The sequence below is a fragment of the Shewanella sp. GXUN23E genome (assembly GCF_050865035.1).
Taxonomy (GTDB): domain Bacteria; phylum Pseudomonadota; class Gammaproteobacteria; order Enterobacterales; family Shewanellaceae; genus Shewanella.
Genome location: NZ_JBOZWP010000005.1, coordinates 137,977 through 151,872 on the forward strand (window position 1 = coordinate 137,977; position 13,896 = coordinate 151,872).

At 54.1% G+C, this 13,896-nt stretch carries 12 protein-coding genes; 4 read left to right on the forward strand and 8 right to left on the reverse strand.

Annotation, left to right across the window (positions count from 1 at the left end):
- Positions 1 to 22 precede the first annotated feature (22 nt).
- The gene (locus ACRRUX_RS06970) at positions 23 to 346 is read right to left on the reverse strand and encodes a hypothetical protein (RefSeq protein ID WP_432528583.1); all 324 of its coding nucleotides are present in this window, start codon (positions 344 to 346) and stop codon (positions 23 to 25) included.
- 733 nt (positions 347 to 1,079) lie between these two features.
- Here ACRRUX_RS06970 and ACRRUX_RS06975 point away from each other — a divergent pair.
- Positions 1,080 to 1,508, forward strand: a complete 429-nt coding sequence (locus tag ACRRUX_RS06975; RefSeq protein WP_432528585.1) for a hypothetical protein — start codon at positions 1,080 to 1,082, stop codon at positions 1,506 to 1,508.
- 51 nt (positions 1,509 to 1,559) lie between these two features.
- On the opposite strand, the gene ACRRUX_RS06980 is transcribed toward ACRRUX_RS06975, so the two are convergent.
- The 3 genes from ACRRUX_RS06980 to ACRRUX_RS06990 all read right to left on the reverse strand — a co-directional run bounded on the left by ACRRUX_RS06980 (position 1,560) and on the right by ACRRUX_RS06990 (position 4,456).
- Complete coding sequence (locus tag ACRRUX_RS06980; RefSeq protein WP_432528587.1) at positions 1,560 to 2,393, reverse strand: hypothetical protein; 834 nt, start codon at positions 2,391 to 2,393, stop codon at positions 1,560 to 1,562.
- A gap of 71 nt (positions 2,394 to 2,464) precedes the next feature.
- A complete protein-coding gene (locus ACRRUX_RS06985; RefSeq protein WP_432528589.1) occupies positions 2,465 to 4,006 on the reverse strand; it encodes a carotenoid oxygenase family protein in 1,542 nt (513 codons plus the stop codon).
- Positions 4,007 to 4,042: 36 nt separating this feature from the next.
- Complete coding sequence (locus tag ACRRUX_RS06990; protein WP_432528591.1) at positions 4,043 to 4,456, reverse strand: DUF2141 domain-containing protein; 414 nt, start codon at positions 4,454 to 4,456, stop codon at positions 4,043 to 4,045.
- Between the two features lie 161 nt (positions 4,457 to 4,617).
- Here ACRRUX_RS06990 and ACRRUX_RS06995 point away from each other — a divergent pair, with 161 nt between their 5' ends.
- On the forward strand, positions 4,618 to 5,736 hold the full coding sequence (locus ACRRUX_RS06995; protein WP_432528593.1) for a sensor histidine kinase: 1,119 nt from the start codon (positions 4,618 to 4,620) through the stop codon (positions 5,734 to 5,736).
- Positions 5,737 to 5,778: 42 nt separating this feature from the next.
- The gene (locus ACRRUX_RS07000) at positions 5,779 to 6,516 is read left to right on the forward strand and encodes a response regulator (RefSeq protein ID WP_432528595.1); all 738 of its coding nucleotides are present in this window, start codon (positions 5,779 to 5,781) and stop codon (positions 6,514 to 6,516) included.
- Here the strand turns inward: ACRRUX_RS07000 and ACRRUX_RS07005 are convergent.
- Complete coding sequence (locus ACRRUX_RS07005) at positions 6,506 to 8,464, reverse strand: monovalent cation:proton antiporter-2 (CPA2) family protein (protein ID WP_432528597.1); 1,959 nt, start codon at positions 8,462 to 8,464, stop codon at positions 6,506 to 6,508. The two genes, ACRRUX_RS07000 and ACRRUX_RS07005, sit on opposite strands and share 11 nt — an antisense overlap.
- A 685-nt stretch (positions 8,465 to 9,149) precedes the next feature.
- Positions 9,150 to 9,962 (reverse strand): helix-turn-helix domain-containing protein, encoded by an 813-nt coding sequence (locus ACRRUX_RS07010; protein WP_432528599.1) that lies wholly within the window; start codon positions 9,960 to 9,962, stop codon positions 9,150 to 9,152.
- A 226-nt stretch (positions 9,963 to 10,188) separates the two neighbouring features.
- Here ACRRUX_RS07010 and ACRRUX_RS07015 point away from each other — a divergent pair, with 226 nt between their 5' ends.
- Positions 10,189 to 11,607, forward strand: coding sequence for an aspartate ammonia-lyase (locus tag ACRRUX_RS07015; RefSeq protein WP_432528601.1), 1,419 nt, complete (start codon positions 10,189 to 10,191; stop codon positions 11,605 to 11,607).
- 48 nt (positions 11,608 to 11,655) lie between these two features.
- On the opposite strand, the gene ACRRUX_RS07020 is transcribed toward ACRRUX_RS07015, so the two are convergent.
- Both ACRRUX_RS07020 and ACRRUX_RS07025 read right to left on the reverse strand, forming a co-directional pair.
- Positions 11,656 to 12,108 carry a hypothetical protein gene (locus tag ACRRUX_RS07020; RefSeq protein ID WP_432528603.1) on the reverse strand — a complete coding sequence of 151 codons (453 nt, stop codon included), beginning with the start codon at positions 12,106 to 12,108 and terminating at the stop codon, positions 11,656 to 11,658.
- A gap of 488 nt (positions 12,109 to 12,596) precedes the next feature.
- A complete protein-coding gene (locus ACRRUX_RS07025; RefSeq protein WP_432528605.1) occupies positions 12,597 to 13,370 on the reverse strand; it encodes an EAL domain-containing protein in 774 nt (257 codons plus the stop codon).
- Positions 13,371 to 13,896 lie beyond the last annotated feature (526 nt).

Sequence of the window (13,896 nt, forward strand, 5' to 3'; positions counted from 1 at the left end):
TTTTTATCCGGCCAACACGGGCTTATTCCATGGTGGCTAAAGTGCGTACCTGAGCCGACGTGGCCGAACGTTGAGGCGCAGGTCCCTGATGGGTCACGGTTGCCAGCGAAAACACAAAAACAATGAAAAACATCAGTGCGGACATAAAGACATAAGCGCCGTAGCCACTGGTGCTGATGAGCAGCAGGGCGCTGGCAATCACATCCAGAGTTAGCACGCTGTAGAGAATGTAAAGCGTTGCCTCACTGTTGGCTATCCAGTGCAGATAATGCATGCCCGCAACCAGCAGCGTCAGGCACAGGCACAGCGCTGGGATCAGAACCAGAAATTGGGTAGTGCGTTGCAAATGAACCTCCTGAGGCGTTGGCAAAACGCCATGATACAAAATGATTCGCCTGTCTTTTCATTGTTGACTGACGGTATCGTGATAGTTGCGCGCTATTGTGGCAAAGGTGCGGGTGCGATATCACTTTTGTATGCGAAATTGTGATGCTGTTCGCGAAATTGTCTGGAGCTCAGGTACAGGCGAGGGGCGAAAGCCAAAGGTTTGAGTGTTTCAGTGCCAGGGCTAGATCAATCATTCTGGAAATGTACCTGTGATAAGCCGGGAGCCCGTTATGACAATGAATACGGGGGGGATTCAAACCCTGTCAATATTCATCGCTGCTCGTCAGTCTGTACTTAAGAGAGTGATCTCAAGGCTCTGACGGCAATCTACTTTCTGGATTGTAGCGATTGAGTTAATCAATTTTACGTGCCTGTTCAAAGTGTTAATAATGTCCCCAACGACCTGAGAGGGTCGCCATGATGAAAGACACTTGAGCACTGTCCGGTGGATTACTCCTCCATCTTAATCCCCACTCATCATTCACTCCCTGCAAGCCCGGTCGTCCCTCATCATGACACCGGGCTTTTGTTTTGTCCGACGACTGTTTTCCCGCTGGCAAAAATGTTGTCTTTGTCCCTATTTTCCCCACTGATACCTGATAACCTCAGGCAAACAATCAGACCTGATTGAACAGATAGGCGGAAGATGCCGTCACTGGATCAGATTTGACTGTCACCATAAGGATTTGGTCATGAAAAAGACAGCGATTGGATTGAGTGCCGGACTCCTGTTGGGGGGGGGCGCCATTCACGATACCCCTCAGGGTCTGGTCCAGGCAGGAAAAGCCGGCCACAGCTTTTGCGCTGCGGCTTCATTTACGCAGACGGTTAGCCAGATAGAGAGTCAGTTGCAGCGTTGTTTTGGTCTGGGGATTCGGGAGATGTACGCAGGTACCAGTCACTCTTATATTGAGCGTTTTAACAATCCGGATGGCAGTGTCATGCTGGCATCTGCCACCAGGGCCAACTGGCATCTGTTCTATCAGCTGGTGGTTGAGATAAGGCCAACAGACCGCTGTCCCGCCTATGTCGATGTCTATGGCATGTCTGATGCCTGGCTGGATACCAGTCGTCTGGTGGAGGATTGGACCAAGGGTCTGGGGCTGGACAGATGTGACTGAAAGGTGCGACTGATGTCTGAGTCTTTGCGGTGGGCTGCAACTGACATCAGACTAGATAGGCAAACTGAAGAACAGACGCCAGACATTTTCCCCTTCGATACGACTGTAACTCATGCCCAGCCTGTCTATGGTTGCGGGGGCTATGCCTATGGGGCGGTCGAACGCCAGACTGATCCCGACTTCCAGCGTACTGTCATGCATTAGGGCTCCGACCAGTTCATCGGCCAGCTGGCCGCGGTTGAAAAACCAGTGCATGGCGGCAAATACTCTGGGTTCCATATGTCTGTCCCAGGCTTCAAATCCCAGTCCCAAACCGCTATCCACGCCGGTTCTCAGGGATGAGTAGCTGTCACCCCGCTGGCTGTCGAGATCCCGGTAACCGGCACTGTAAAAACGGGTAACCCAAAGCGGCGAGAGGCTGGCCGGGCCAAATTGGTACAGGGTGGAGATGCCCAGCGAGATAATACCCACATTGGAGTTATCCCCGAAGTTACGACCAAATCCCAAATCACCATAGGCCTGCATTTTGAGATTTGGCGTGGCCTGCCAGTGATACTCAATGCCCGGGGTGAGCGTGAAGGTGCCTACCGCATCGGGAAACTCAAAATCCGGCAGTTGATCCCAGCGATAGTTGAAAAAACCGACCGACAGCGGCAGGCGCAGCATCAGTTCGCTGTCATCATCCTTGCGCAAATCAATGCTGATGGGAATATTGACCACTGCGGCAGTATTGCCGGTGGAGCCGTAGATACCGCTGCCCAGGTAGTTGGCAAAGGCGTAATGAACGGTTTCAGGCTGGCGTCCGGTTTGCTCCGCGGCCAGAGCACTGACGCTGAGCAGCCCCAGCAGGATAACGGCAGTAACAGGTGAGCGTGAACAGATCACAGGAGTCGGCACATCCATTAGTAATGGATTGACTATAAAGCGATTTACCCGCCGACTCCAGTCCCCCGGAGTTAAATGACGGTGCCATGAAAGCCCAGCGGCAAAGGCATGGCCAGTTGCGCCTGCGCAATAGGTCCGTCACTCAGCTTATCGGCGGCAAACACATTAACCCGGGTTTCCCCCGCCAGATAGTGCAGGCTGGTGTTGATCACGTAGCTGTCGTCAATTGTGTTCCCGGCCAGATATAGAGGCTCTTCAGCAATCACGCCCGTGCCAAAATCAAAGCTGTCGCTGTGACCGTCGTCATCAACCCGCACTATCGCGTTGAACTGGCTGCTGTTTTTGCCAAGTCCCACACCTGTGTGGCTTGGCCGTGTCTGGCCGGGAGCGGACGGTATACTCTGAATAAACTCCATTGCGATGCCGGTGGATTCGAGTCTTGCGCGACGGCGATTGAGGTCGATATGGATATGGTGCAGCACCGCTTTACTGCCACTGAGCAATTTATCTTCATCGGCAATGCGACGCATACCGCTTAGCATCACTGTGGCATCAGGATACCAGCACAGACTCAGGCTAAGCCGGCCACTATGTTCAATTGCCTGGCCAAAATGAAAGGCAAAACCGGCATCAAAGGGCAGTTCGAGAGCGATGCTCAGGGTATTTTTATCCAGCACCAGCAATCGTCCCTCGCGTTCGGGTTGCCAGATAAGCGTATCGATAAACAGGGGGGCAGACGTGCGGGTGATGGGTGGCAGATAAAACACCAGGAATCGTTCCGTGACTGCAAAATCATGTATATAGCCCGGCTCCACGGGCAGCACCTGCTGTTTGAGCAGGCGTCCGCCTGGACTGAGTTGATACAGCAGCATGCCGGGATAGCCAAGCAGCGTGAGATCGCCAAAATTCCAGATGTTGCCGTCGCTGTCGCGGTGCGGGTGGGCGGAAAAAGGCAGACCAGCCAGCTGCGGCTCAATACTGTGTCTGCCCAGCGTATCCAGGGTGTCGGCATTAAGCCGGTAAGGCGCACCGGCTTCCCACAGTGCCCACAATTCACCGGCAACCGGCAGCAGTGCGGTGTTGGCCATATTGATGGTTTCATTGGAGCGGATCGGCAGGGCAGCGGGAACGGGAGAGCCGGTGCCCGCATAGAGAAAGCGTCCAGCCTGACTTTCTGCATTGAACTTGGCGGTGCGCACAAACTGTCCCTGATGCGTCAGTCCCTGATTGTTCAGGGTGAAGCGGTGAATAAATCCATCGCCATCAAACCAGTGCTGATAGCGGACATTGCCCCTTTGCTGCATCCCCGGACCATTGCGATACAGATTCCGGCCATCAAGGGCCGGTGGCAATTTGCCCTGCCAGGCCACTGTGTAGGGCGGAATGTCAGCGCTGAGTCCCTGCCAGCCCAGTAGCAAGGGATGACGGCGCAACTGGGCGGCAAACTCTTCAGCGTAGCCGCCACCATAGTTGGCAGCCGTGTTGTCTGCTTGCTCTTTGAGGCGGATGCCTGCCTCACTGAAGCCTGTGGCAAGACCTTGCTGCGTCTGCAAACCCAGTGCGACAGTGCCCAGCAGAGCCAGGCTGCTGTTAATAAAGTGACGTCTTTCCATAGTGTGGTCTCCGTGAGGGGGTGGCATTGCGGTGGATTACTCCACCCTGATGCGGATTTGCAGATCGTCTTCTCCCAGGGGGAAGGCGATGTCTTCAAAATCTGGCGCACCCATCACAGAGGGGTTGTTGCTGAAGCCATAGGGCTCAGAGGGGATGCCGATAAAGTTGCGATCCAGCCGGTTGTTGGCATTGAGATCCTGAAATACCATCACAGCGTACTGCCCGGCGGGCAGGTCGTTGAGGGTCATGCTGTGGCGGTTTGAGTGCACCGCAATCGTCTGTCTTGCCAGCGCCTGCTGACCGGATTTCATCGCCTCAGCCGAGTCATATACCGCCACCATCAACTGACCTTTGGGTTGGGGCAGGTCGGTCATGGTAATGGTCAGATTGGCCGCCTGGGCAGACAGGCTCAGGGTGCTTGCCAGGGGTAGAAGCCAGAGTTTGTTCATGGTGTTTTTCCGGTAGTTGATTGACCCTGACAGGCTATCGCGGAGGCGAGGTGCCAGCAGGTGCCGAAAGTCATGATTTGCTATGAGGAGTGCGGCGCCCTTTGCAAATTTGCCGGGGCAATGCCTAAGATGGAAGCAATCTGCAGCGATGGAATAAACGCATGAAACGCCTTGGTGACAGCTTCAATCTCCCCCTGTGTGTGTCCGGTGTGCTGGGCGCCATGATCACTTTTTTGCTGGTGGATATCGGGATTGCCCTTATCTGGCAGGGATTGCTGCTGGCGGTATTTCTGGCGGGCTTTATGTGGGTTAATCTGTCGGACTGGCTGAAGGCTTCCCCGCGCTCCCGGTTACTGGCTGTCCTGTGTCAGCTGGGTGTGTATCTGACGGTGATTTTGCTGTCGGGCAACCAGATGAGCAGTATTTTACTGGTGATTGTTGCCGGACAACTGCCCTTTATCTTCAGCCTGCCCATCAGTCTTGCCATTCTGTTGATTGTTAATCTGTTGGTGTGGGGGCTGCAGCTGCGGATCTGGCCCTATGCGGCGCTGGAGTTGATGGCCGGTAATCTGTTGTATCTGGCCTTTGCGCTGTTCTCGCTGAGTGTCAGTCGCAATGTGGTGCAGGAAAAACGCGCCCGTCAGGCTCTGCAGCTGAAAAATGCTGAATTGGCTGCGACTCAGGCGCTGCTGGAGCAGTCCGTGCGTCAGTCGGAGCGACGTCTGCTCAGTCGTGAGCTGCACGATATCTGTGGTCACCAGCTGACCGCCCTGAGCCTGAATCTGGACTATCTGGCGCAGCAGGCCCCCGAGCCATTGAAGGCCGGACTGCTGGATACCCGCCAGGTCGCCCGGGATCTGCTCGAACAAATCCGCAAAGTGGTGCGGGATGAGCGCAGCGCTGCCCAGCTCGATTTGGCGGCTGTGCTGACCCAGATGGTCGGCCGGCTGAAAAACAGTCCGGTACTGCTGACCCACAGTTTCGATGGCTCAGCGGTACCGCCCAAGGTGGCCGAGGCGGCGCTGCGGATCTGTCAGGAGGGGGTGACCAATGCCATCAAACACGGGCGCGGCAATGTCAGTCTGTCGGTCAGTACCGAGAGCGGCTGGCTGCGGATAGCTATTCAGAATACCTGTTTGCGGCGCAATCATCTGGGCAGTGGTATGGGGCTGGCGTCCATGAAAGAACGTGCCCATGCGCTGGGCGGTAACTTTGCGGTGCAGTGTGAAAAGGGGCGCTGGCGACTGGACGCCGCGTTGCCACTGGAGCCCAAAGGGTAATTAACTGAAGCCGCGCGAGGGTGTGCGCAGGGAAGGTTGTAGATGACACTGCGTCAGGAAGTTATCAGGATTGGCATTATCGATGATCAGGCTCTGGTCAGGCAGGGGATTGCCAGTCTGTTGTCGCTGCAGCCCCGTTTTGTTCTGCGCTGGCAGGCGGGCGATGGTGGCTCAGGGCTTGCCTTACTGGCGCAGCAGCCAATTGATGTGCTGCTGTTGGACGTGCGTATGCCCGGTATGGATGGCATTGCCGTGCTGCGGGCGCTGCGCAGCAATGAAAGCGGTTATTCAGCGCAACGCGGTAGTAACCCTGAATCCGCCGGAAATCAACCCTGTGATACGCCATCCCCGGGCAATGTAACGGTCGCAACCAAAGTCGTGATGCTGACCACTTTTGATGAGCCTGAACTGTTTGTTGAGGCCATGGCCTGTGGCGCCAATGGTTTTTTGCTCAAGGATATCGACAGTCACAGGCTGGCGCGGGCGATCATTGAGGTTCATGCCGGTCAGACGCTGGCTGAGCCTGTGCTGCTGGGGCAACTGACCAAAGCGCAGCTGGCGACTTTTGCCGATCCTCATATCAGCCCGCTCAATGCCAGAGAGCTATCCATTCTGCGACTGATGGCGGCGGGTTACACCAACCGGGAGATCGCCACCGCCGTATTTCTGGCTGAAGGCACGGTAAAAAACCATGTGTCGGTGATCCTCGCCAAACTCAATACCAAAGACCGCACCCGGGCGGTACTCAAGGCGTTAAGCGCCGGTTTGCTCAGCGATTGAGCTCTGGCGGCACATCTGAGTGCGGTTGCGACTCAGACGCCTGGGCGTTATGGTCAGAGTCAGACGTCACGGCAGACATTTCCTCTTTACCGCGATAATGTGCCCGCTCTTCTTCCATTGCCTGTTTCATGGCATCTTCCAGTTGCAGGAACAGATCCCGGTAATGGATGTTATTGAATCTGTTGTCATCGGCATCGGCTTTCCAGGTCTGGTACAGCTGCTCTTTACTCTGCTGCTCCATGCGCACAAAGGCATCGCGCATTAAATCCGCCTTGGGCGCTGGCATACCCATCACCTTGAGTGCCTCAGTGCCCATCTGCACCGCCGACAGGAAGGTTTCGCTGATGACGATATCGGCCCCGGCAGCCTGCAGCGAGTACAGATGCCCTCTGTCCCAGGCGCGGGCGAGAATTTTCACGGATGGATAGTGGCGGTGCACATAGTCCACCAATTCCACCGCGCGTTCTTGGTCATCGATGGCGATCACCAGCAATCTGGCCTGCTCGATACCGGCAAGGTGCAGCAGATCCGGGCGGGTGGCATCACCAAAGTAACTCTTCACCCGGATTTGCCGCATCAGTTCAATCTGGCTGGGCTGGTGGTCGAGAATAACCGTGTTGATATTGTTGGCGGTCAGCAGGCGATTGACTATCTGCCCAAAGCGACCGATACCGGCGATGATGACGCTGCCGGGCTCCTCTATGGTATCCGCCTGGCGCTGCTGGCCGCGGGACTGGTATCTGGGCAAAATCACCCGATCAAAAAAGATAAACAGCGCCGGGGTGAGGAACATCGACAGGGTGACCACCAAGGCCAGCATCTGACTGAGCTCCTGTGGCAGCACATGGTTTTGCTGGGAGTAATTTAGCAGTACAAAGCCGAATTCACCGGCCTGGGCCAGCGACAGGGAAAACAGCCAGCGATCGCTGTAGCGGATGCGAAACACCAGGGTTAATGCCAGCAGCACCAGCGCTTTGATGAGGATAACCCCCAAAGTCAGGCCGATAACCGCGCCAAGGTCCTGCCACAGCACGCCAAAGTCGATACCTGCGCCGACTGTGATGAAGAACAGCCCCAGCAGCAGCCCTTTAAACGGCTCGATATTGGACTCCAGCTCATGACGGAATTCACTGTTGGCCAGCACCAGTCCGGCCAGAAAGGTGCCCAGCGCCGGCGACAGGCCAATCAGGTTCATCAGGGCGGCAATACCGATCACCAGCATCAGCGCAGTAGCGGTAAAAATTTCCCGCAGACCGGTTTCTGCCACATAGCGAAACAGCGGACGACTGAGGAAATGACCTGCGGTCACCAGCCCGGCTATGGTCAGTATGATAATGATGGTATAGGCCCAACCGGGCAGTTCGGCCATCAGATTCCAGTCACTGGAGTGGGCTGCGGCTTCTGCTGCAGCCAGCTGCGCCTGGGCAACCAGCTCCGGCAGCGCCAGCAGGGGCAGCAGAGCCAGAATGGGAATCACGGCGATATCCTGAAACAGCAATACGGAAAAGGCGGTGCGGCCACCCTCAGAGCGACTCAACCCCTTTTCATTAAAGGTTTGCAACACGATGGCGGTGGATGACAGCGAGAAAATCAAACCGATACTGAGCGCCACGGTAAAGGCCTGATCCAGATAAACGCCAATGGCGGTGATCGCGGCTGTGGTCAGCCCCAGTTGCAGGCCACCCAGGCCAATCAGCCGGTGGCGCATGTCCCACAGAGATTTGGGGTTAAGCTCCAGCCCCACCAGAAACAGCATCATCACCACCCCAAACTCAGCAAAATGCTGAATGGTGACCGTTTCCTGCCCAACCAGCCCGGTCAGCGGGCCGATAACGACCCCTGCGGCCAGATAACCCAATACGCTGCCCAGTCCCAGACGCTTGGCCAGGGGCACGGCGATGACGGCGGCACATAAATAAATAAAGGCTTGCAGGAAATAGGCTGTCATGGGATTCCTCGGTGAAACAAGCAGGTGATACCAACTTCAAAATATGCCGGGGAAAATCTGCGTCCGGACGGGGCAGACTGGCGCGCTCAGTTTAACATGTATCTGCCTGTATCAGATGATGAATTACGGGATTTCCTGAGATTTTTTGCACTCTGGATGATTCTGTGTCAGGGGCGCGCAGGCGGTTCACGGGCGTTATGTTATTCCGCCGGTCAGTTGGGCCTGTGCAGGGAAAGTAAGTTTGGTCCGGGCAGGGCAGAGAAGAGAAGCGGTGAATGGAGTGCGCCGGGTCACCAATCGGCTTTTTGAATTGCAGTAATTGAAAGAAATATTTTTACTATTTCGCTCAGCGAGTTAATAATTCCGTCAACGGCCCACAAGGTCGCCATGATGAAAGACACTTGAGCACTGTCGGGGATACTCCTCCATCTTATCCCGATTCATCATTCACTCCTCACGGGCCCGGTTATCGCAAGATGCCGGGCTTTGTGATTTCAGAGGGGGCTTATGATACCGCGCGACCCGGTTAAAGCGGGGGAGGCTGCGCGCCACACAAGCCGACAGGGACAAACGCTCAGCTTTTGTGGGCATCAGTGGCGCCTGCAGTCCAGTCTCGATACCCGCCCCCCCAAGCTGCCGCGCTTCCCGGCTGGTATCATATTCTCAGCAATGTTGTCAGTCAGGCTCAGAAGCTGTGACGGGCGCGGAAATGCCGTTCGCCCTCGGCCATGTCATTGCGAATGGCTTCCAGAATGCTGGGGCTAATCTGACTGGTATCCGGATCCAGCGTGGTGCACAGCTTAAGGGTTTTGCGGATATCCACCTGATGACCCAGATACTCAAATACCACCCGGGTACAGCTGGGAATGCGCTCACCACTGGCAGAAGCGCCCAGACGCAGACCACTGAGTCGGCCGACCCGGCTTTTGAAGGTGGGAATAAGGATGGTCTGGGTCAGCTGGTTGCCGGTCAGGGATTCATAGTCCATCAGAAAGATCCGGTCAGCCAGCAGGTGCGCCATGCCCAGATATTTACTGTGGTACACCTTTTCACCGGCGGCCTGACGCAGGCGCTCGGTGCGCTGGTAGTACACCTTGCCATCCTGTTTTTGCAGACACACCAGATTGCGCAAAATCTTGCCGGGGAAGGCCATCGACAGATGGTACTCGAAGTAATATCCCAGGTATTTATCCAGCCCCTGACTTAAGCTCTGCAGCCGCGCCAGATGCTCCAGCTCAGGCGCTTCACTGGCCGGTTCACTGGGCCTTGGCCGCACCTGAATAAGCAGCTGGAACTGGCTGTGGGGCATCAGGATTTCATGTTCTTCCACCCCGAAAAAGTCACACAGGCGGCGCAGACTGTGGGCCGACGGCCGGTATTTACCGCTTAAATAACGGTTGAATTGGGGACGGTTGATGTGCAGACGACGGCAGACATCCGCCACCGAACGGTAATAGCTGCACAGCAGACGAAGGTTTTTGGCAAATTCCTGATGCATGGTATTCCCTGAGCGCGAACAAAGTCAGACGTTGGGCTCGATTCAGACCTGCTCAGTCTACCTAAAATTCACTTGCTGCGACAGACTGCATCTGATGCTATTTGATTCAATTACTGCGCCAATCAGCGCCAATTTGCATCAGTGCGTCAACTCCCTGATTGCGTGTCATGCTGCTGTAATAACTCGGAAAATAATCATAAGCCGCGCAGCGGGAGCAGACAGCAAGATGGACACACGTACAGAGCATGATTTACTGGGCGATGCCCAGGTACCCAGCCACGCCTGGTATGGCATTCAGACCCAAAGAGCACTGGAAAATTTTGCCTTGAGCGGCACACCCATCAGTGCTTTTCCTGAGCTGGTACAGGCACTGGCCATGGTGAAGGCCGCTGCCGCCAAAGCCAACAACAGCCTGGGGCTGCTGACGGATGCCAAAGCCTCGGCCATTGAGGCTGCCTGCGAGGACATTATTCAGGGCGCGCTGCATGATCAGTTTGTGGTTGACCTTATCCAGGGCGGCGCTGGCACATCCACCAATATGAATGCCAACGAAGTGATCGCCAATCTGGCGCTGAGCAAACTTGGCCATGGCAAAGGCGAGTACCGTTACCTGCATCCCAACAATGATGTGAACTGCTCTCAGTCCACCAATGACGCCTATCCTACCGCGGCAAAACTCGCCATGGTGGCCGCCACTGTACCTTTGAAGCGGGCGATTGAAGCGATTTGCCAGAGTCTTGAAGCCAAGGGCAGTGAATTCGCCCATATTCTCAAGATGGGACGAACCCAGTTGCAGGACGCCGTGCCCATGACGCTGGGGCAGGAGTTTGATGCCTTTGCCTCCAGCCTGAAAGCAGATATTGCCCGCATTGATGATGCCTGCCAGGAGCTGTGTGTGGTCAACCTGGGTGGCACCGCCATCGGTACCGGCATCAATACCCATCCGGCCTACGGCCCATTGGCGGTCAGGGCGCTGGCAGAGATTTCCTGCTTGCCGGTGACTGCGGCCGATAACCTGATTGATGCCACCACTGACATGGGCGCGTTTGTCAGCCTGTCCTCAGTGCTCAAGCGTCTGGCGGTGAAATTATCCAAGCTGTCCAACGACTTGCGTCTGTTGTCCAGCGGTCCGCGCACAGGTCTCGGGGAGATCCGTCTGCCGGCGATGCAGCCGGGCTCCTCCATCATGCCGGGCAAGGTCAATCCGGTGATCCCCGAAGCTGTCAGTCAGGTGGCATTTCAGGTGATAGGCACTGATGTCACCATTACCCTGGCGGCCGAGGCGGCGCAGTTGCAGCTGAACGCCATGGAGCCTGTGATTGTGTATCACCTGCTGAATAACTGTGCGCTGCTGACCCGCGCCATCACTATGCTCGACAGCCGTTGCATTCAGGGCATTGAAGCCAACGAGGCCAAGTGTGAGCAGCACCTGAATACCAGTATCGGCATAGTCACCGCGCTGGTGCCGCACATCGGCTATGACAACGCCACCCGCATCGCCGGTGAGGCGCTGCTCAGCGGCGCCGGTGTGGCTGAACTGGTGCGCCGTGATGGTTTGCTCAGTGATGAGGCGCTTGGCCGCATTCTCAGCCCGGCGGCCATGGTGTCGCCGGTTGAATTGGGGATGGTCAATCAGGCCCATTAAGCGTTGCCGTATCCGGCCATTCTGCCAAGCCCCGGAACCGGGGCTTTTTTATTCCTGATACAACCAGGCTTTGATCTGTTGTGCTGCATGAGGGCTGAAATACAGCAGATTAACCCTGAGCGTGGATTTGGCTCTGTGGTGCGGCTCTGATAATACAAGCGGGATGATAAATGGTATCAGAGCGTTAACGGCGTTCTGATGCCCCAGCTGGTAGATTCCTAACAGCGAATCTCTGTTGAACACGAGCAGTTTGCCTTTTTCTTCAGGGACTATCTCGAACCAACCGAAGGTCAAAGTGAACAGGCTGTCGATAATTGCAATCACCGATGAGATCAAGGCAAAAATCATCATATCGTCAAAGTTCAGAAATCGCATTTGAATGGCGCCTGTCACTACCGTCAGGACGGTAAAATACAGGGCCAGTTGAATTACCGTGTTGAACAGCAAAAACCTCGGCACGCTGGGTTTAAAACCTGTGCTTCTTGTTGATAGATGCCCCATATCTCTGATGCTCCTGATGGCAAATCAATCATGGCAAAACAAAGAGGATGGCGGGATGAACCCTTAAGTCGCCTGATGTGCCAGCTGCTTTGACATTGCCAGTCATGACCAAGCCATGAGCATAGCGGGAATTCAAGGCAGAATATATACCAATCCCGGCCATTCCTTCGGACGCCGGAGCTCGGTGATGAGGGCACCAAGGTCAGTTGCAGACAGGCTCAGGCATACCAGGGAAAACGCAGATAAATACAGACAGGCAGCAGAACCAATCTGGCGGTTGAGCATCTGGCTGAGCAAAATCAAACCACGGAATGCTACCAGTTGGCCCGGGGCTGTTTTTTGCTGATCTTTGGACCGCATCTGGCAGATATGAAGGCGTCAGCGGTCGGAAAAGTACGGTATATCAATGTGAGGCTGGCAAAGCGTTACCTTTCTTTGCCTGTATATGTCATTGAGCCATTGGCGATGTTGCCCACAGTCAGGGCCGTTCAAGCCCAGGCTACTGGCGCACATTCCAGAATAGGCTCATAGTCTGTATCGAAATAGAAGCCCTGAAAGAAGTCAAATGGCATGGCATAAATCGTCAGGTAGTCATTTTTTGACTGCACTTTTTCGGCGATCAATTTGATATTGTTGTCTTTCAGTTGATATAGCCTGTCGATAAATTTGTTATAGTCCTGCCGGATACCCCGATAAATATCTTCCATATCGATTTTGATATAGGCATAGTCATCGGCAAACACATGGGTCTTCTTTACAAAAGAATAGTCATCGGCTGCAAACAAGATATCATCCAATAGCATTCTATAAAATACCGTGCTGAGATTCATATCAACTTCATATTGCCTTTCAGTGATCTCGTAAACTAATTCCAGACCCTCTTTTTTGAATTTTCGACTGGCCTGCGTCAGCACGTCGACAATATTGGGATCGGCCAGCAGATAGCGGTCTATATTTACAAATATTTTACAGTGATCCAGGTTCAACAGCTTCCAGTTTCTGGCCAGATTAATCAGTTGATGCTTGATCAGTTTCTTGCCTTCGTCCACGCTCAGGGTGTCGAAATATTGCTCAACCGTATAGCCGGACAAGTGAACAGGTCTGGACAGCAGTTCTACTGCATAGAGCGCGCCGCGTCTGTCTATGATGTGCTGAAATGTGTAGTAGTGGTCACAGCCTTTCCTGTCACAATTCAATCCAAAGAACATGCAGCGCTTGCACAGGCTTTTCTTCAGTAAGCTGAACATAGACGACTTCTCCATTGGAATTTCCGGCATGCTACATTAGATGATGATTTGATATCAAAACCCTTTCCAAGTTCGCGCCAAACAGTCAATATACTGGCGCTAAATCACCATTAAATTAACAATTGATGTTGTTTGGTAACGTCGTTGTGAGGCGGGTTTTAGTTAAATAATGCTGTAGATAAAATCATTGGTTGGTAATTGTATTGATGTTGTGGTTTATTCTGGTTAATTATTTTTGAGTGGCATATTTTATTGGATAGTTGGTCTTGTTCTGCAGGATGCAGAGATGTTTCCGGCACTCTGATGTCGGCTATTGGACTGAACTGTGATGCAAAAGTACGGTTCATATTTCATTTTTCTGAATAATCATGTTTAGTGATATTGCATTCATTTGGGAATGAATGGTTATCTTTGAAGATAGTGGCATGTTAATTCGGTCGATAATCCGGAACTGTGAACTGGCGCTTAAATTGATAGGCAATATTTGTTTTACGAGTAACTCGTTAAGCTATCTGTTTATTATAAATTCTGCAGTTATTTA

Coding starts and splice junctions, on each gene's coding strand:
- ACRRUX_RS06975 (WP_432528585.1), top strand. CDS start 1,080: ATGAAAAAGACAGCGATTGGATTGAGTGCCGGACTCCTGTTGGGGGGG.
- ACRRUX_RS06985 (WP_432528589.1), bottom strand. CDS start 4,006: ATGGAAAGACGTCACTTTATTAACAGCAGCCTGGCTCTGCTGGGCACT.
- ACRRUX_RS06990 (WP_432528591.1), bottom strand. CDS start 4,456: ATGAACAAACTCTGGCTTCTACCCCTGGCAAGCACCCTGAGCCTGTCT.
- ACRRUX_RS06995 (WP_432528593.1), top strand. CDS start 4,618: ATGAAACGCCTTGGTGACAGCTTCAATCTCCCCCTGTGTGTGTCCGGT.
- ACRRUX_RS07000 (WP_432528595.1), top strand. CDS start 5,779: ATGACACTGCGTCAGGAAGTTATCAGGATTGGCATTATCGATGATCAG.
- ACRRUX_RS07005 (WP_432528597.1), bottom strand. CDS start 8,464: ATGACAGCCTATTTCCTGCAAGCCTTTATTTATTTATGTGCCGCCGTC.
- ACRRUX_RS07010 (WP_432528599.1), bottom strand. CDS start 9,962: ATGCATCAGGAATTTGCCAAAAACCTTCGTCTGCTGTGCAGCTATTAC.
- ACRRUX_RS07015 (WP_432528601.1), top strand. CDS start 10,189: ATGGACACACGTACAGAGCATGATTTACTGGGCGATGCCCAGGTACCC.
- ACRRUX_RS07020 (WP_432528603.1), bottom strand. CDS start 12,108: ATGGGGCATCTATCAACAAGAAGCACAGGTTTTAAACCCAGCGTGCCG.
- ACRRUX_RS07025 (WP_432528605.1), bottom strand. CDS start 13,370: ATGGAGAAGTCGTCTATGTTCAGCTTACTGAAGAAAAGCCTGTGCAAG.